Below are 17,131 nucleotides of genomic sequence, written 5' to 3' on the forward strand. Positions count from 1 at the left end.
GGCCCCGCGACACGACCGGCACGGATGGCACCCTTGACCCATGAACGACTCCATTTCGCGTCGCGTCCGTGTCCGTGCCCCCGAGCTCATCGGCAAGGGCGGCTGGCTGAACACGGGCGGAGAGCAGTACACCCTCGCCGACCTGCGAGGACGTATCGTCATCCTCGACTTCTGGACGTTCTGCTGCATCAACTGCCTGCATGTCCTGGACGAGCTGCGCGAGTTGGAGGAGAAGCACCGCGACACCGTGGTGATCATCGGTGTGCACTCCCCGAAGTTCGTCCACGAGGCGGAGCACCAGGCGGTCGTGGACGCGGTGGAACGCTACGGGGTGGAGCATCCGGTCCTCGACGACCCCGAGCTCGCCACCTGGAAGCAGTACGCCGTCCGGGCCTGGCCCACGCTGGTGGTCATCGACCCGGAGGGGTACGTGGTCGCCCAGCACGCGGGTGAGGGCCACGCCCATGCGATAGAGCGGCTCGTCGAGGAGCTGGAGGAGGAACACGCAGCCAAGGGCACGCTGCGCCGTGGGGACGCCCCCTACGTCGCTCCGGAGCCCGAGCCCACGACCCTCCGCTTTCCCGGCAAGGCGCTGTTGCTGCCGTCCGGGAACCTGCTGGTCAGCGACACCACCCGGCACCAGCTGGTGGAGCTGGCGGCGGACGGCGAGACGGTGGTGCGGCGCATCGGTTCCGGAGTACGGGGCTTCGCGGACGGCCCGGCTCAGGCGGCGAGCTTCAGCGAGCCGCAGGGCCTGGCGCTGCTCGACGAGGGGGCGGTGGTCGTCGCGGACACCGTGAACCACGCACTGCGCCGGCTGGACCTGGCGACCGGCGAGGTCAGCACCCTCGCGGGTACCGGCAGGCAGTGGTGGCAGGGTTCGCCGACGTCGGGTCCTGCCCGGGAGGTGGATCTCTCCTCGCCGTGGGACGTGGCGGTCTTCGGCGGCCGGGTGTGGATCGCCATGGCGGGCGTGCACCAGCTGTGGACGTACGACCCCGCCACGGCCGCGGTCGCGGTGGCGGCCGGCACCACGAACGAGGGGCTGGTGGACGGCCCGGGTGCCGAGGCCTGGTTCGCGCAGCCCTCAGGTCTCGCCGCGACCGCCGACCGGCTGTGGCTCGCCGACTCCGAGACCTCCGCGCTGCGCTGGGTGGACCTCGACGGGCATGTGCACACCGCGGTCGGCACGGGCCTGTTCGACTTCGGGCACCGGGACGGCGCGGCGGAGCAGGCGCTGTTCCAGCACCCGCTGGGGGTGACCGCGCTGCCGGACGGCTCGGTGGCGGTCAGCGACACCTACAACCACGCGCTGCGCCGCTACGACCCGGCGACGGGTCAGGTGAGCACGCTGGCGACGGATCTGCGGGAGCCGTCGGACGCGGTGCTCGTCGGTGAGGACATCGTGGTCGTGGAGTCGGCCCGGCACCGGCTGACCCGGCTGCGGCTGCCGGAGGAGGCGGTGCGGGTCGACGCGGTCGCCCACCGCACGCAGCGCGCGGCGACCGAGGTGACGCCCGGAAGGCTCCGGCTGGACGTGATCTTCCAGGCGCCGGCCGGGCAGAAGCTGGACACCCGCTACGGGCCGTCGACCCGCCTGCTGGTCTCCTCGACCCCGCCGGAGCTGCTGCTGAAGGGTGGGGGCGCCGACACGGACCTGGCACGCGAGCTGGAGCTGAACCCGGCGATATCCGAGGGTGTCCTGCATGTCTCGGCGATGGCGGCGTCCTGCGACGACGACCCGGCCAACGAGTATCCGGCGTGCCATGTCCACCAGCAGGACTGGGGCGTCCCGGTCCGCCTCACCGAGGGCGGCACTGATCGGCTGCCGCTGGTCCTGGCGGGGATGGACGACAGCCGGTAGGCGGGGTGCCTGGAGTGTCCCCGGGCGCGGGCGGGCGCGCCCGGGAAGACGGCGTGCTGGAAGAACATCTCCGGGGTCATCAGCGCGCGCGGCCACGACCACGGCCAGGGTCCCCGCGCGGCGTACGGAGACGGTCTTCTCGGCCTTCTCGACCACGAAGACCAGGCCGCTCGCGGTCCACCACGATCAGATCCGGGCGGCGGGTCTGACGCCACAGGCCGTCGATGGCGGCGGCGATACGTTCCTGCTCGTTGTGGGCGGGGATCAGGACCGTCAGATGCGGTCTGCCGCCCGTTGCCGCCGGGTCGTGCACGGCAGGAGCCCCCCGTTGTGGTGCTGTGGTGCGCCCGGCACTTCCACCCCCCGGACGCTCATGACTGCACTGTCTTCACGTTTTCACACAAAACGACAAGATGACTCCGGTAACGGAATATCCAAAGATGTCTGTTGCCGTCCCGAGGTCACCGCATCGTCCCTTACAGGCGTTTGGCCTTACACGCCGTATCCGTCGGTGTAGCCGTCGCCGCGGTGGTGCCGGTTCTCCTCGACGACGGTCGTCGGGGGCGGCACGACCACCCGCCTGCGGCGGTAGATGCCGGTGAAGGTGGTCACTCCTATCAGCCCGACGATCATGAGTATGACGCCGACCAAGTGGATGTTGACGCCTTGCATGTGCCAGTCGGTCGCAAACGCGAGGATGGCCCCCACGGCGATCAGGATGATGCATCCACCCAGGCCCATGAGTCCTGCCCTCCCTGTGGGGCCGGTCCTTCCGGCCCCGAACCCGGGTACCCGGGACATCCGTGGACATGCCGGGGGATCGGCGGCTGGACATGCCGGGGGGATCGGCGCCAGGCATGCCGGACGATCGGCGACGGCAGGACGCGGGGAGGCCGGGACGGTCGGCGGGCGGGGGCGGGGGCGGGGGCGTCAGCCCTCCAGGAACGCCACCAGCGCGTTCGCCAGGAGGTACGGGTCCTGCGCGCCGCACAGTTCGCGGGCGCTGTGCATCGACAGGATCGCCGCGCCGATGTCCACCGTCTTGATGCCGTGACGCGCCGCCGTGATGGGGCCGATGGTGGTGCCGCAGGGCATCGCGTTGTTCGAGACGAAGGACTGGAAGGGCACGTCCGCCTTCTCGCAGGCCGCGGCGAACAGTGCGCGTCCCGAACCGTCCGTGGCATAGCGGTTGTTGACGTTCACCTTGAGGATCGGCCCACCGTTCACGCGCGGGTGGTGCGTCGGGTCGTGCCGCTCCGCGTAGTTGGGGTGGACGGCGTGCCCGGTGTCGGAGGACAGGCAGACCGTGCCGGCGAAGGCCCGTGCCCGGTCCTCGTAGGAGCCGCCCCGGGCGAACACCGAGCGTTCCAGGACCGAGCCGAGCAGCGGGCCGTCGGCGCCGGTGTCCGACTGGGAGCCGTTCTCCTCGTGGTCGAAGGCGGCGAGCACCGGGATGTACGACAGGGCGGTGCCGGAACCGGCGACGGCCGCAAGGGCCGCGGTGGCCGCGTGCACGGACAGCAGATTGTCCATGCGCGGGCCGGCCAGCAGCTCCTTGTCGCGGCCCAGGTAGGCCGGCGGCTCCACCGAGTGGGTCATCAGGTCCCAGCCGGTCACCTCGCCGGCGGCGAGCCCCAGTTCCTCCTCCAGGAACCCGATCAGGTCGCCGTCGCGCACATCGTCGCCCAGGCCCCACACGGGCTGGAGGTGGCGCTGCTTGTCGAGCTTCAGGCCCTCGCTGGAGACCGACCGGTCCAGGTGGATGGCCAGCTGCGGCACCCGCAGCAGCGGTCTGTCGACGTTCACCAGGCGCGTCGAGCCGTCACGCAGGGACAGCCGGCCGGCCAGCCCCAGGTCGCGGTCGAGCCAGGAGTTGAGCAGGGGGCCGCCGTAGATCTCCACCGCGACCTGCCGCCAGCCGTGCGCGCCGCTGTCCGGCCGCGGCTTCACCCGCAGGTTCGGCGAGTCGGTGTGCGCGCCCATGATGCGGAACGGCGTGTGCGGGTCGGCGCCCTCGGGGACGTACCAGGCGATGATCGCGCCGCCGCGCAGCACGTACCGGCCGCCGGATGTGCCGTCCCACGCGTCCGTCTCCGCGACCTGCCGGAAGCCGGCCTTCTCCAGCCGTTCGGCGACGTTCGCCACCGCGTGGTACGGCGACGGGCTCGCCGCCAGGAAGGACATGAGGTCGTCGGTGTGGCCGCGGTCGAAGCGCGCACTTGTGCTCATGGGTTCACCTTAACGACGGAGGAGGGCCCGCTCCCGATGATGGGGAACGGGCCCTCGTAAGGGGTATGTGCAGGCGGTCCTAGAACGCGGCCTCGTCCAGCTCCATGAGGTCCAGGTCCACGCCCTCGGCGACCTTGCGGGCCAGGGTCACACCGGGCAGGACGTTGGCCGCGAAGAACTTCGCCGCCGCGATCTTGCCCTGGTAGAACGCCTTGTCCTTGTTCGACGCGCTCGGCAGCTTCTCGGCGGCGACCGCGGCGCCCTTCAGCAGCAGGTAGCCGACGACGACGTCACCGGAGGCCATCAGCAGGCGGGTCGTGTTGAGCCCGACCTTGTAGATGTTCTTGACGTCCTGCTCGGTGGCCGCCAGGTCGGTCAGCATCAGGCCGACGATGGCCTCCAGCTCCACGGCCGCCTTGGCGAGGTGGTCGCGGGCCGCGGCCAGCTCCTCGCCGCCCTCGCCCACCGCCAGGAACTTCTTGATCTCCTCGGCGAGGGAGTTCAGCGCGGCGCCCTGGTTGCGGACGATCTTCCGGAAGAAGAAGTCCTGGCCCTGGATCGCGGTGGTGCCCTCGTACAGGGTGTCGATCTTGGCGTCGCGGATGTACTGCTCGATCGGGTACTCCTGCAGGAAGCCGGAGCCGCCGAAGGTCTGCAGCGACTGGGCGAGCTGCTCGTAGCCCTTCTCGGAGCCGTAGCCCTTGACGATCGGCAGGAGCAGGTCGTTGAGGGCGTGCTCGGTGGAGGCGTCCTCGCCGGCTGCCTCCTTGATCTGGATGGCGTCCTGGACCGCCGCGGTGTACATCACCAGGGCACGCATGCCCTCCGCGTACGCCTTCTGCGTCATCAGCGAGCGGCGCACGTCCGGGTGGTGGGTGATGGTGACCTTGGGCGCGGTCTTGTCCATGAAGTTCGCCAGGTCCGGACCCTGGACGCGCTCCTTGGCGTACTCCAGCGCGTTCAGGTAGCCGGTGGACAGCGTCGAGATCGCCTTCGTGCCGACCATCATGCGGGCGAACTCGATGATCCGGAACATCTGCCGGATGCCGTCGTGCTTGTCGCCGATCAGCCAGCCCTTGGCGGGGTGCTTCTCGCCGAAGGTCATCTCGCAGGTGTTGGAGGCCTTCAGGCCCATCTTGTGCTCGACGTTGGTGGCGTAGACGCCGTTGCGCTCGCCGAGCTCGCCGGTCTCGAAGTCGAAGAGGTACTTCGGGACCAGGAAGAGGGACAGACCCTTGGTGCCGGGCCCGGCGCCCTCCGGGCGGGCGAGCACGTAGTGGAGGATGTTCTCCGTCATGTCGTGCTCACCGGAGGTGATGAAGCGCTTCACGCCCTCGATGTGCCAGGAGCCGTCCTCCTGCTGGATCGCCTTGGTGCGGCCGGCGCCCACGTCCGAGCCGGCGTCGGGCTCGGTGAGGACCATGGTGGAGCCCCACTGCTTCTCGACGGCGATCTGGGCTATGTGCTTCTGTACCTCGTTGCCCTCCTCGAAGAGGATGCCGGCGAACGCGGGGCCGGAGGAGTACATCCACACGGCCGGGTTGGAGCCGAGCAGCATCTCGGCGTAGGCCCAGATCAGGGAGCGCGGGGCGGTGGTGCCGCCGATCTCCTCCGGCAGGCCGAGCCGCCAGTACTCGGAGTCCATGAAGGCCTTGAAGGACTTCTTGAAGGACTCGGGGACGGGTGCGGTGTTGGTCTCGGGGTCGAAGACGGGCGGGTTGCGGTCCGCGTCCGCGAAGGACTCCGCCAGCTCGTTCTCCGCGAGACGCGTGATCTCCTCGAGGATGCTCTTCGCGGTCTCGACGTCCATCTCCGCGAACGGGCCCGTCCCGTACACCTTGTCGCGCCCGAGCACCTCGAAGAGGTTGAACTCGATGTCGCGGAGATTCGACTTGTAGTGCCCCATGGCGACGGCTCCGTAGAGGGATCGGCGAGGCACTGTCTCCTCGCAACTGGTTCATCTACCAACAAGTAGCTCCGATGATGCTACCCGTCGGTAATAAGAATCAACCCCTCATGGCCCATATGTGGCCCACTACTCTTTGGGGCATGTACGGCTACCAGAACGCGGGCGCTCAGCAGCAGTACGCCCCGCCGCAGCAGCAGATGCCCGGGCAGCAGATGCCGGGTGGGCAGATGCCCGGCGGATACGGCCAGCAGCCACCGCTGTACCCCGAGCCGTCGCCGCCGTCGCTCGCGGACGCGGTCCGTGCGTTCACCACGGGGTCGATGTCGGCGGAGGACTTCCAGCAGATCTTCGCCACGTCCAAGGTGTACTGCCCGCGCGGCGACAACCCCGGGTTCCTCGCGCTGCACAACACCCAGCAGCCGGTGATCCCGATGTTCACCTCGCTCAAGGAGCTGCGGCGGTACGCGGGCAAGGAGTCGAAGTACTTCGTGATCACCGGGGCGGAGGTGATCGACCTGCTGCCGACCGGCTACGGCTTCGTCCTGGACATGGAGGGCGAGCATCGCATGGTGTTCGACGCGAAGGCCGTGGAGCAGATGGTCGAGTTCGCCATGCGCCGGATGTACGGCTAGACGCCCCTGTTGTGCGGACGGCCGGATGCCGTCCTGACCGGCCTCGCGCCCCTGGCGGGGCGCACCCCGAGCCCGGAGGGAATGCCCTCCGGGCTTTCTGCGTTTCGGGGTGGCAGAAAGTTCAACGGTCAACTAAACTCGGACCACAAGGAGGTACCGACATGCCCGCAGTGACCGTCGAGAACCCGCTGACCCTTCCCCGTGTGGTCGCCCCCGCCGACGCGGTGGCCCGTCCCGTGCTCGGTGTCACGACCGCGCCCAGCGGCTTCGAGGGCGAGGGCTTCCCGGTCCGTCGCGCCTTCGCCGGGATCCACTACCGCCACCTCGACCCGTTCATCATGATGGACCAGATGGGCGAGGTGGAGTACGCGCCCGGTGAGCCCAAGGGCACCCCCTGGCACCCCCACCGTGGCTTCGAGACCGTCACCTACATCATCGACGGCGTCTTCGACCACCAGGACTCGCACGGCGGTGGCGGCACCATCACCAACGGCGACACCCAGTGGATGACCGCCGGTGCGGGCCTGCTGCACATCGAGGCCCCGCCGGAGCAGCTCGTCATGTCCGGTGGTCTCTTCCACGGGCTCCAGCTGTGGGTGAACCTCCCGGCCAAGGACAAGATGATGGCCCCGAGGTACCAGGACATCCGCGGTGGCCAGGTCCAGCTGCTCACCTCCCCCGACGGCGGCGCGCTGCTGCGGGTCATCGCCGGTGAGCTGGACGGCCACGCCGGTCCCGGCATCACGCACACGCCGATCACGATGATCCACGCGACGCTCGCCCCGGGCGCGGAGATCACCCTCCCCTGGCGCGAGGACTTCAACGGCCTCGCGTACGTGCTGGCCGGGCGCGGGGCGGTGGGCGCCGAGCGGCGCCCGATCCACCTGGGCCAGACCGCCGTCTTCGGCGCCGGCTCCTCCCTGACCGTCCGCGCGGACGAGAAGCAGGACTCGCACACGCCGGACCTGGAGGTGGTCCTCCTCGGCGGGCAGCCCATCCGCGAGCCGATGGCGCACTACGGCCCGTTCGTCATGAACACCCGGGAAGAGCTTCAGCAGGCGTTCGAGGACTTCCAGAAGGGGCGGCTGGGCACGATCCCGGCCGTGCACGGGATGTCCGAGGGCGGGCTGTAGAGCTCGCCGGGACGACATGCGGGCGAGCCCGGTCCGGAAGGGACCGGGCTCGCCCGCGCTCGCTGCCTGGGTCGGCTGGTGGGATGTGCTCGTTCACCAGGTGCGGGCCGCGTGTTGCCGAGCAGACCCCGAACCCGATGCCCAACGGCCACCAGGCGTGGCCCGACGGCTTGGCCCGCGCCGCCTCCGGCAGGACCGGCGCCTGACCACCGATCCCCCCCGGCGCCCCGGCCTTCAGGGATGCCGAGGCTTTGCGCTGCCCGCAGGGTTCCTGACACCACGCCAGCTGACGCCGCGTCACTCGGGCGGCCTGTCCACACAGGACATCCCGCCCTGCGCGTGATCGCCTGGAAGGGTGCAGCTGCTCCCCGACCCCGTCCGCCGGCTCGCCGCGTGGTGTGCGGTGATCCTGCTGGCCGCCGGGGTCGTCTGGATCGTGATCCGGCTGTGCGGCCAGTTCCGTACGGCCGTCGTGCCGGTGCTCCTCGCGCTGCTCGGGAGCGCGCTGCTCGGGCCGCTGCACCGGTGGCTGGTGCGGATGGGCGTGCACCGGTCGCTCGCGGCCGGGATCACGTGCGTCGCCGTCCTGGCCGTGGTCGGCGGGGCGGTGTACGTCGTCGCCGCCGCGCTCGTCGACACCGGCGACCAGATCATCACCTCCCTCGAACGGGCCGGGAAGTCGCTCGCGCGGCGCTTCGGGGCGGTCGGGACCTCGCTCGACGACCTGGCCTCCCACTCCAGGGAACTGCTCGCCAAGTTCGGCGGGACCGCCGCCCGCAACGTGATCAGCGGGGTCAGCGTCGTCAGCGAGACCATCGCCATGGGCGTTCTGGCCCTGCTGCTCGTCTTCTTCTTCCTGCGCGACTCCCACCGGGCCGCGGACCTGCTGCGCTCGCTGGCCCCGCGCGGCACCGCGGACACCGTCGAGGCCATGGCGCGGCGCGCCTTCCAGGCCGTCGAGGGGTTCATGCGGGGGACCACCTTCATCGCGCTCATCGACGCCTTCTGCATCACCGTGGGGCTGCTGGTGCTGCGCGTCCCCGGGGCCATCGGGCTCGGCGCGCTCGTCTTCGTCGGGGCGTACCTGCCCTACCTCGGCGCCTTCCTCTCCGGCGCGGTCGCGATCCTGGTCGCCCTCGCGGACCGCGGGGTCGTGATCGCACTGTGGACGCTCGGCGTGGTCGTCGCGGTGCAGCTGCTGGAGGGGCATGTGCTGCAGCCGATGGTGCAGAGCCGGACCGTGCAGATGCATCCCGCGGCGGTGCTGCTGGCGATCACCGCGGGGGCGTCCGTGGCCGGAATCCTGGGGATGCTGCTGGCCGTACCGCTGACGGCGGCGGCGTCCGGCGTCGCGCACGAGCTGCGGATGCGGTACGGGCGCGGCCCCGAGGCCCCACAGGACTCATAGCGCCGGCAGCGGGACGTGTGGGACCCGGCCGCCGCTGTGCGGCCCCGTAAGGCAGGCAGTGCCCCGTAAGGCCGGTAATGCCCCGTAAGCCCGGCAGTACCCCGTAAGCCCGGCAGTGCCCGTAAGGCCCCGCACGCGCCGTACGCCGGAGGTCTATCCCTCCCCGTCCTCCTTCACCGGCTCCTCCTCCAGCTCGAACCAGATGCTCTTGCCCTCGCCCCGCGGGTCGACGCCCCAGGCGTCCGCGAGGAGCTCCATGAGGACCAGGCCGCGTCCCGAGGAGGCCAGCTCGCCGGGGTGGCGCCGGTGCGGGAGGTCGTCGCTGGCGTCCGTGACCTCCACCCGGACCCGGCGCCCTCCCCGGCCGCCCGGGCCGTCGCCGTCGCCGGAGACCTCCGCGACCAGCAGTGCGTCCCCGTCGGTGTGCACCAGGACGTTGGTCAGCATCTCGGAGGCCAGCAGCACCGCCGAGTCGACCTGCTCCGCGGACGACCAGTCGTGCAGAAGTTCGCGCAGCTGCTGCCGGGCGCCCGCGATCCGCTCGGGCTCGGCCTGGGCGATCGTCAGCGCGGTGCGCCGTACCACCGGCCGTACCGGAGCGACCGTGCCGCCGCAGATGCCGGTCTCGCCCGCACGGCACAGCAGCACCACGGCGATGTCGTCCTCGCGCCGGTCGGTCAGCGGCCCGGTGGCGTAGTGCGAGGAGGGCCCGTGCACGGCTTGGACCAGCGCGTCGGCCAGCTCCTCCATGTCACCTTCGTGCTCCTCGAGGATGCGCCGGATCCGCCGCCAGCCGGTCTCCAGGTCGTGCCCGCCGGTCTCGATCAGGCCGTCCGTGCAGAGCAGCATGGTCTCGCCGGGTTCCAGGACCAGCCGGGTGGTCGGGTAGTCCGCGTCCGGGTCGATGCCGAGCGGCAGTCCGCCCGAGGTCGGCCGCATCAGCACGGTGCGGTCGGTGGTGCGGATCGCGGGGTCCGGGTGGCCGGCCCGGGCGATTTCCAGCGTCCCGGTCGCCGGGTCCACCTCCACATAGAGGCAGGTCGCGAAGCGCAGGTCGGCGCCGTCCTCGCCGTAGGTCATGCCGTGCAGGAAGCGGGAGGCGCGGGAGAGGACCGCGTCCGGGCGGTGGCCTTCGGCGGCGTACGCGCGCAGGGCTATGCGCAGCTGGCCCATGAGGCCCGCGGCGCGCACGTCGTGGCCCTGGACATCGCCGATGGTCAGCGCGAACCGGCCGCCCCCGGAGGGGGTGCCCCCAGGCAGCTGGATCATGTCGTACCAGTCGCCGCCCACCTGGAGCCCGCCGCCGGTCGGTATGTAGCGGGCGGCCACCGTCATGCCGGGTATCTGCGGGCCCAGGCTGGGCATCATCGAGCGCTGCAGCCCGTCCGTCAGCTCCCGCTCCGTCTCGGCGGCGCCCGCCCGGGTGAGGGCCTGGGCGAGCATACGGGCGACCGTGGTGAGCACCGAGCGCTCGTCGGGGGTGAAGGCGACCGGGTGCTTGAACGCCGCCATCCAGGCGCCCATCGTGCGTCCCGCGACGGTGAGCGGCAGGAACGCCCAGGACTGGCGGCCGAACTGCGCGGCCAGCGGCCAGGAGGCCGGGTAGCGGGACTTGTACTCCTCGGGGGAGGACATGTACACGGCGCGGCCGGTGCGGACGACCTCCGCGGCCGGGTAGTCCGTCTCCAGCGACATCTGGGTGAAGAGGCTCTCGGCACCCGGCTTGTGCCCGTGGTGGCCGATGACGGTGAGCCGGTCGGCCTCCACTCCGAAGACGGCGAGTCCGTCCGGCGAGAACCCGGGCATCGACAGCCCGGCCGCCACCCGCAGCACCTCCTCGGTGGACCGTGCCTCGGCCAGCGCGCGCCCGGCGTCCAGCAGGAACGCCTCGCGGGAGCGGCGCCAGTCGCCGATGACGGGAGCGCGGCCGGTGGCTCCGGGGACGGGCTCGGTGACCTCCTGGAGGGTGCCGACCAGCTTGTACTCGCCGGTGCCCGCATCGAGCCACGGTTTGGAGCGGCTGCGGACGATACGGACGACGCGGTTGTTCTCGTCCATGATCCGCATCCGGACCTCGGCGATGGTGCCCTCGGCGAGGGCGAGCTGGATCACCCCATCGACCTCGTTCCAGTCGACCGGGTGGAACCGGGCACGGATCTGGGCCTCGGTGAGCGTGGTCGGCTCCGCGGGCAGCCCGACGAGCCGCGCGGCCTCGGCATCCAGGGTGACGAGCCCCGCGGCGGCGTCGTAGCGCCACATGCCGGTCGCCACGGCAGCCAGGACGTCCCCCACGGCGGGCAGGGGCTCACCAGTGCGCATTGCCCCACTGTAAGAACAGGGGATCGGGCGGTGCCACCGAAAGTGAGGAAAGACCGATCTTGAAAGGGTTCGGGGCATCTGGGCGCCCCGGAAGAATCGGGGCGAGGCGATCTTGGGGTGGCCGGTACGCTTGATGGGTCCGGGCCGTGCCCGCCCGGAGGCTCCGGGGCGAGCGACCCCGGTGAGACCCCGATCCTGCGAAGACTGGATGAACGACGATGCACCGGTACAGGTCCCACACCTGCGGCGAGCTCCGCGCCTCTGACGTCGGCAAGGACGTCCGGCTGAGCGGCTGGCTGCACAATCGGCGCGACCTGGGCGGCATCCTCTTCATCGATCTGCGCGACCACTACGGCATCACGCAGCTCGTCGCCCGCCCGGGCACGGCGTCGTACGAGGCCCTGGACAAGCTCTCCAAGGAGACGGTCGTCCGCGTCGACGGCAAGGTCGTCTCCCGCGGTGCGGAGAACGTGAACCCGGACCTGCCGACCGGTGAGATCGAGATCGAGGTCGGCGAGGTGGAGGTGCTGGGCGCGGCCGCCCCGCTCCCCTTCACGATCAACACCGAGGACGGGGTGAACGAGGAGCGGCGCCTGGAGTACCGCTTCCTGGACCTGCGCCGCGAGCGCATGCACCGCAACATCATGCTGCGGACGGCCGTGATCTCGGCGATCCGCCAGAAGATGGCGGCGATGGGCTTCAACGAGATGGCGACCCCGATCCTGACGGCGACCTCCCCCGAGGGCGCCCGCGACTTCGTGGTCCCCTCCCGGCTGAACCCGGGCAAGTTCTACGCCCTGCCCCAGGCCCCGCAGCAGTTCAAGCAGCTGCTGATGATCTCCGGCTTCGACCGCTACTTCCAGATCGCGCCCTGCTTCCGTGACGAGGACGCGCGCGCGGACCGTTCGCCGGGCGAGTTCTACCAGCTCGACGTGGAGATGTCCTTCGTCGAGCAGGAGGACGTCTTCCAGCCGATCGAGAAGCTGATGACGGAGATCTTCGAGGAGTTCGGCGGCGGCCGGCACGTCACCTCTCCCTTCCCCCGGATCCCGTTCCGCGAGGCGATGCTGAAGTACGGCTCGGACAAGCCGGACCTGCGCGCCCAGCTGGAGCTGGTGGACATCACGGACATTTTCGAGGGCTCGGAGTTCAAGGCGTTCGCGGGCAAGCACGTGCGCGCCCTGCCGGTGCCGGACACGGCCTCGCAGCCCCGCAAGTTCTTCGACCAGCTCGGCGAGTACGCGGTGGAGCAGGGTGCCAAGGGCCTGGCGTGGGTGCGGGTCGGCGAGGACGGCTCGCTGTCCGGCCCGATCGCGAAGTTCCTGACCGAGGAGAACGTCGCGGAGCTGACCAAGCGCCTGTCCCTGGCCCCCGGCCACGCGGTGTTCTTCGGCGCCGGGGAGTTCGACGAGGTCTCCAAGATCATGGGCGCGGTCCGGGTGGAGGCGGCCAAGCGGGCCGGCCACTTCGAGGAGGGCGTCTTCCGCTTCTGCTGGATCGTCGACTTCCCGATGTTCGAGAAGGACGAGGACACGGGGAAGATCGACTTCTCCCACAACCCCTTCTCGATGCCCCAGGGCGGCATGGAGGCCCTGGAGACGCAGGACCCGCTGGACATCCTGGCCTGGCAGTACGACATCGTCTGCAACGGCGTGGAGCTGTCCTCGGGCGCGATCCGGAACCACGAGCCGGACATCATGCTCAAGGCCTTCGGTATCGCGGGCTACGACGAGGAGACGGTGGAGCGCGAGTTCGCCGGCATGCTGCGCGCGTTCCGCTTCGGCGCCCCGCCGCACGGCGGCATCGCCCCGGGCATCGACCGCATCGTGATGCTGCTGGCCGACGAGCCGAACATCCGCGAGACGATCGCGTTCCCGCTCAACGGCAACGCGCAGGACCTGATGATGGGCGCGCCGACGGAGCTGGACGAGGCACGGCTGAGGGAACTGCACATCGCGGTGCGCAAGCCGCAGGCGAAGTAGGAGGCACGGCGAGGGTGGCTCGGAACCGACGGTCGGTTCCGGGCCGCTTTCGTGTGGGCGGGTGCGGGGCTGTAGCGATCTGCGGCAGCTCGAAGTCTGGGCGCAGCGGGCGGTCCACGCGTCGGACGCCGCGGAGTTGTCCCGCGACGAACGAGGAACTCACTGAGGTCCCTCACAGCTTGCCGACAGCGTCGGCAAGCTGCGCGTCTCCATCCACCACAACGTGTGGAAGGGGGTCTTCCCCGGCCAGAAGGTGGCCAAGCTGATCAGCGGCGGCGGCACGGGCTCGGTGGCGGGCGGCGGCAACCTCGTCAACGGCACGGCGACCGACCTCGTGGCCGCGTACAACGCCGCGCACTCCAAGAAGCTGAAGACAACGGTCAACTGGGTACCGACGCTCGCGGCGGGCCTGGAGAAGTCCGCGAAGAACCTGTCGACGGAACTGGCCACGACGACCGGTGCCGGGTGCTCTCGGAGAAACGGACGGGGCGTGGGAGGCGTTCGGTCGCCTTTCCGGGCCCCGTGGTGGTCCCCAGCGCGCCCCGTTCCCGGTGAGAACCGGGAACGGGGCGTGTTGCCGTACGGGTCGCAGGTTACGCGGTCGGCTTCTCCTCCAGGCGGGGGAAGAGGACCGCGCCCTTGGTGACCGTGGAGCCCGCCGGGAGCTTGCCCCAGGCGGCGGCCTCCTGTACCCGCTGGTTCGCGAGCGCGCCCAGGGACGCCTCGGCGCCGAGGGAGTCCCAGAGCTTCTGGGAGGTGTCCGGCATGACCGGGTTGAGGAGGACGGCTACCGCGCGGAGGGACTCGGCGGCCGTGTAGAGGATCGTGGCGAGGCGGGCCTGGCCCTCGTCGCTGGTGTCCTTGGCGACCTTCCACGGTTCCTGTTCCGTGATGTAGCCGTTGACCTGCTTGACGAAGTCGAAGATGGCCAGGATGCCGCCCTGGAAGTCCAGCTCGTCGCCGATCTTCCGGTCTGCCTCCGCGACGGCCCTGGCGAGGCCGTTCTTGACCGCCTTCTCCGCCTCGCCTTCCGCCGTGGCCTCCGGCAGCGTGCCGCCGAAGTACTTGCCGACCATCGCGGCGACCCGGGAGGCCAGGTTGCCGTAGTCGTTCGCCAGCTCGCTGGTGTAGCGGGCGGAGAAGTCCTCCCAGGAGAAGGAGCCGTCCTGGCCGAAGGCGATCGCGCGCAGGAAGTACCAGCGGTAGGCGTCCACGCCGAAGTGCGAGGTCAGGTCCTGCGGCTTGATGCCGGTCAGGTTCGACTTCGACATCTTCTCGCCGCCGACCATCAGCCAGCCGTTCGCGGCGATCTTCCCGGGGAGGGGCAGGCCGTTCGCCATCAGCATGGCCGGCCAGATGATCGCGTGGAAGCGGAGGATGTCCTTGCCCACCAGGTGGACGTCGGCCGGGAAGGTCGACTCGAACTTCTCCGGGTTCTCGTTGTAACCGACCGCCGTGGCGTAGTTGAGCAGCGCGTCGACCCACACGTAGATCACGTGCTTCGGGTCCCAGGGGATCGGGATGCCCCAGTCGAAGGTCGAGCGGGAGATGGAGAGGTCCTGCAGGCCCTGGCGGACGAAGTTCACGACCTCGTTGCGCGCGGACTCGGGCTGGATGAAGTCCGGGTTCGCCTCGTAGTGGGCGAGGAGCTTCTCGCCGTACTCGCTCAGCTTGAAGAAGTAGTTCTCCTCGCTGAGGATCTCCACCGGCTTCTTGTGGATCGGGCAGAGCTTCTGGCCCGCGTACTCGCCCTCGCCGTCGAGCAGCTCTCCGGGGAGCTTGTACTCCTCGCAGCCGACGCAGTACGGGCCCTCGTAGCCGCCCTTGTAGATCTCGCCCTTGTCGTACAGGTCCTGGACGAACTCCTGCACGCGGTCGGTGTGCCGCTTCTGCGTGGTGCGGATGAAGTCGTCGTTCGCGATCTCCAGGTGCTCCCAGAGGGGCTTCCAGGCCTCGGTGACGAGCTTGTCGGCCCACTCCTGGGGGGTGACCCCGTTGGCGTCGGCCGTGCGCATGATCTTCTGACCGTGCTCGTCCGTGCCGGTGAGGTACCACACCTTCTCGCCGCGCTGACGGTGCCAGCGCGTGAGCACGTCGCCTGCGACGGTCGTGTAGGCGTGGCCCAGGTGAGGAGCGTCGTTGACGTAGTAGATGGGGGTGGAGACGTAGTACGCCTTCTCACCCTGCTTCTCGGATCCAGTGGCCGCCATGCCCGAAATCCTACTGGCCCCGTGAAGATCGACTCACACGCGTTTCGGGGGGCGGACGGGGGCGGGGAGGGGTGGCGGGCGTGGGTTCCGCCCGCCACCCGGGGGGTGGTGCGGTGCCGGGGTTACGGGCGCCAGGCCTGCAGTACGCCCTCGTAGAGCTCCTGGTCGGTGAGTTCGAGTGGGGTCTCGCCGGCGGGGAAGCTGGACGTGTTGTCCGTCTTGAGCTTGCGGAGGTAGTCGAAGGCCTTGTTCTCCGGGTCGCCGAAGGCGACGAAGGAGAAGAAGAGGTGGGGGTGGCTCTTCGCGGCGTTGGTGAGGGACTGGGTGGCGGGGGTCTTCGCGTCCGGGGCGCCGTCCGTCTGGAAGATCACCAGGGCGGGGAGGGCCGGGTCCGGGGACTTGTCGTGGTGGGCGATCACCGCTTCCACTGCCGCGTGGTAGCTGGTGCGGCCCATGCGGCCGAGGGAGGCGTGCAGCTCGTCGATCTTGTTCTCGTGCTCGGTGAGGGTGAGCTCCCCGGTGCCGTCCAGCTCGGTGGAGAAGAAGACGACCGGGACCGTGGCCTCGGGGTCCAGGTGGGCGGCGAGGGCGAGTGCCTGCTCGCCGAGGGCCTGGGCGGAGCCGTCCTTGTAGTACGGGCGCATGGAGGCGGAGCGGTCGAGGACGAGGTAGACCTTGGCGCGGGTGCCGGTGAGCTTGTGCTTCTCAAGGGCGGTGGCGGCGGCGGTGTAGGCGGTGCGGAGGGTGGCCGGGACCGGCGGGTTCGCCTCCGGCTCGGCCTGCGGGGCCGCCTCGGCGGGGGCCTCCGGCTCGGCCTGCGGGGCCGCCTCGGCTTCGCCTTCGGCGGGGGTGTTCCCACCCGCACCACCCGTGCGGGTTGCGTTGCCGGGTGCGGGTGACTCCTGCGGGGCTTCCTCGCCGTCGGCGGCTGCCGGGTCGTCTGCCGGGGCGGGCGCGGGTGTCTCGTCGGCGACCGGCTCCGCCGTGGCCTCCGCGGCGGCCTGCGGCTCCGGCTCGGGGGTCGGGTCGGCCTCGGGTGCGGCTTCGGCCACGGTCTCCGGCTCCGCCATGACCTCTGCGGCGGGCTCCGGCTCGGGTTCCGGGGTCGGCTCGGCCTCGGCTGTGGTCTCCGACTTAGCCTCGGCGGCGGGCTCCGGCTCGGGCTCCGAGGCCGGCTGGGCTTCGGGCTCGGTGGTGGGCTCCGTCTCGGTCTCTGCCTCCGGTTCGGGCTTCGCTTCGGCCTTCGGCTGGGGCGCGGGCTGCACCTCCGCCTCCGGCTCGGGCGCCGTCTCAGCCTCCGGCTGGGGTTCCGCCGCCGCCTCGGCGGTTGCCTCCGTCTCGGTCTCTGCCTCCGTCTCGGTCTCTGCCTCCGGTTCGGGCTTCGCTTCGGCCTTCGGCTGGGGCGCGGGCTGCACCTCCGCCTCCGGCTCGGGCGCCGTCTCAGC

General features: G+C 70.6%; 11 protein-coding genes and 1 pseudogene. 6 read left to right on the plus strand and 6 right to left on the minus strand.

The features are described 5' to 3' along the window. Window positions 1–40: 40 nt before the first annotated feature. Complete coding sequence (locus tag ACFYZJ_RS20305) at window positions 41–1,864, plus strand: thioredoxin-like domain-containing protein (protein ID WP_388569910.1); 1,824 nt, start codon at window positions 41–43, stop codon at window positions 1,862–1,864. 492 nt (window positions 1,865–2,356) lie between these two features. On the opposite strand, the gene ACFYZJ_RS20310 is transcribed toward ACFYZJ_RS20305, so the two are convergent. The 3 genes from ACFYZJ_RS20310 to ACFYZJ_RS20320 form a co-directional block, all read right to left on the minus strand. Then, entirely contained in the window at window positions 2,357–2,605 is a 249-nt protein-coding gene (locus ACFYZJ_RS20310; RefSeq protein WP_388569913.1) for a DUF6458 family protein, read from the minus strand. 189 nt (window positions 2,606–2,794) lie between these two features. Further along, the gene (locus tag ACFYZJ_RS20315) at window positions 2,795–4,093 is read right to left on the minus strand and encodes a M18 family aminopeptidase (RefSeq protein ID WP_388569915.1); all 1,299 of its coding nucleotides are present in this window, start codon (window positions 4,091–4,093) and stop codon (window positions 2,795–2,797) included. A gap of 79 nt (window positions 4,094–4,172) precedes the next feature. Next, entirely contained in the window at window positions 4,173–5,999 is a 1,827-nt protein-coding gene (locus ACFYZJ_RS20320) for an acyl-CoA dehydrogenase (RefSeq protein WP_388570317.1), read from the minus strand. A 143-nt stretch (window positions 6,000–6,142) separates the two neighbouring features. Here ACFYZJ_RS20320 and ACFYZJ_RS20325 point away from each other — a divergent pair, with 143 nt between their 5' ends. From ACFYZJ_RS20325 to ACFYZJ_RS20335, 3 genes are all read left to right on the plus strand, one after another. After that, complete coding sequence (locus ACFYZJ_RS20325) at window positions 6,143–6,634, plus strand: SseB family protein (protein WP_388569917.1); 492 nt, start codon at window positions 6,143–6,145, stop codon at window positions 6,632–6,634. Window positions 6,635–6,795: 161 nt separating this feature from the next. Continuing rightward, window positions 6,796–7,767: a pirin family protein gene (locus ACFYZJ_RS20330; RefSeq protein WP_388569919.1), complete on the plus strand. Its 972-nt coding sequence runs from the start codon at window positions 6,796–6,798 to the stop codon at window positions 7,765–7,767. 355 nt (window positions 7,768–8,122) lie between these two features. Continuing rightward, window positions 8,123–9,175: an AI-2E family transporter gene (locus ACFYZJ_RS20335; protein ID WP_388569921.1), complete on the plus strand. Its 1,053-nt coding sequence runs from the start codon at window positions 8,123–8,125 to the stop codon at window positions 9,173–9,175. Between the two features lie 153 nt (window positions 9,176–9,328). Here the strand turns inward: ACFYZJ_RS20335 and ACFYZJ_RS20340 are convergent, their stop codons facing one another. Further along, entirely contained in the window at window positions 9,329–11,494 is a 2,166-nt protein-coding gene (locus ACFYZJ_RS20340) for a SpoIIE family protein phosphatase (RefSeq protein WP_388569923.1), read from the minus strand. Window positions 11,495–11,712: 218 nt separating this feature from the next. Here ACFYZJ_RS20340 and aspS point away from each other — a divergent pair, with 218 nt between their 5' ends. Both aspS and ACFYZJ_RS20350 read left to right on the plus strand, forming a co-directional pair. Further along, window positions 11,713–13,476, plus strand: a complete 1,764-nt coding sequence (aspS, locus tag ACFYZJ_RS20345; RefSeq protein ID WP_388569925.1) for an aspartate--tRNA ligase — start codon at window positions 11,713–11,715, stop codon at window positions 13,474–13,476. Between the two features lie 184 nt (window positions 13,477–13,660). Beyond that, window positions 13,661–13,942 (plus strand): annotated as a pseudogene (locus tag ACFYZJ_RS20350) (pectate lyase); the annotation flags it as partial. A gap of 127 nt (window positions 13,943–14,069) precedes the next feature. On the opposite strand, the gene metG reads toward ACFYZJ_RS20350, so the two are convergent. After that, complete coding sequence (metG, locus tag ACFYZJ_RS20355) at window positions 14,070–15,686, minus strand: methionine--tRNA ligase (RefSeq protein WP_388569927.1); 1,617 nt, start codon at window positions 15,684–15,686, stop codon at window positions 14,070–14,072. 122 nt (window positions 15,687–15,808) lie between these two features. Beyond that, window positions 15,809–17,131, minus strand: a 1,323-nt coding sequence (locus ACFYZJ_RS20360; protein ID WP_388569929.1) for a VWA domain-containing protein, incomplete at its 5' end; no start/stop codon positions are given.

It is taken from the genome of Streptomyces sp. NPDC001848 (assembly GCF_042891915.1).
GTDB lineage: Bacteria > Actinomycetota > Actinomycetes > Streptomycetales > Streptomycetaceae > Streptomyces.

Bases quoted from the DNA above. Each gene is read 5' to 3' on its own strand.
- ACFYZJ_RS20325 (WP_388569917.1), top strand. From the start codon at position 6,143: ATGTACGGCTACCAGAACGCGGGCGCTCAGCAGCAGTACGCCCCGCCG.
- ACFYZJ_RS20320 (WP_388570317.1), bottom strand. From the start codon at position 5,999: ATGGGGCACTACAAGTCGAATCTCCGCGACATCGAGTTCAACCTCTTC.
- ACFYZJ_RS20340 (WP_388569923.1), bottom strand. From the start codon at position 11,494: ATGCGCACTGGTGAGCCCCTGCCCGCCGTGGGGGACGTCCTGGCTGCC.
- ACFYZJ_RS20305 (WP_388569910.1), top strand. From the start codon at position 41: ATGAACGACTCCATTTCGCGTCGCGTCCGTGTCCGTGCCCCCGAGCTC.
- metG (WP_388569927.1), bottom strand. From the start codon at position 15,686: ATGGCGGCCACTGGATCCGAGAAGCAGGGTGAGAAGGCGTACTACGTC.
- ACFYZJ_RS20330 (WP_388569919.1), top strand. From the start codon at position 6,796: ATGCCCGCAGTGACCGTCGAGAACCCGCTGACCCTTCCCCGTGTGGTC.
- aspS (WP_388569925.1), top strand. From the start codon at position 11,713: ATGCACCGGTACAGGTCCCACACCTGCGGCGAGCTCCGCGCCTCTGAC.
- ACFYZJ_RS20315 (WP_388569915.1), bottom strand. From the start codon at position 4,093: ATGAGCACAAGTGCGCGCTTCGACCGCGGCCACACCGACGACCTCATG.
- ACFYZJ_RS20310 (WP_388569913.1), bottom strand. From the start codon at position 2,605: ATGGGCCTGGGTGGATGCATCATCCTGATCGCCGTGGGGGCCATCCTC.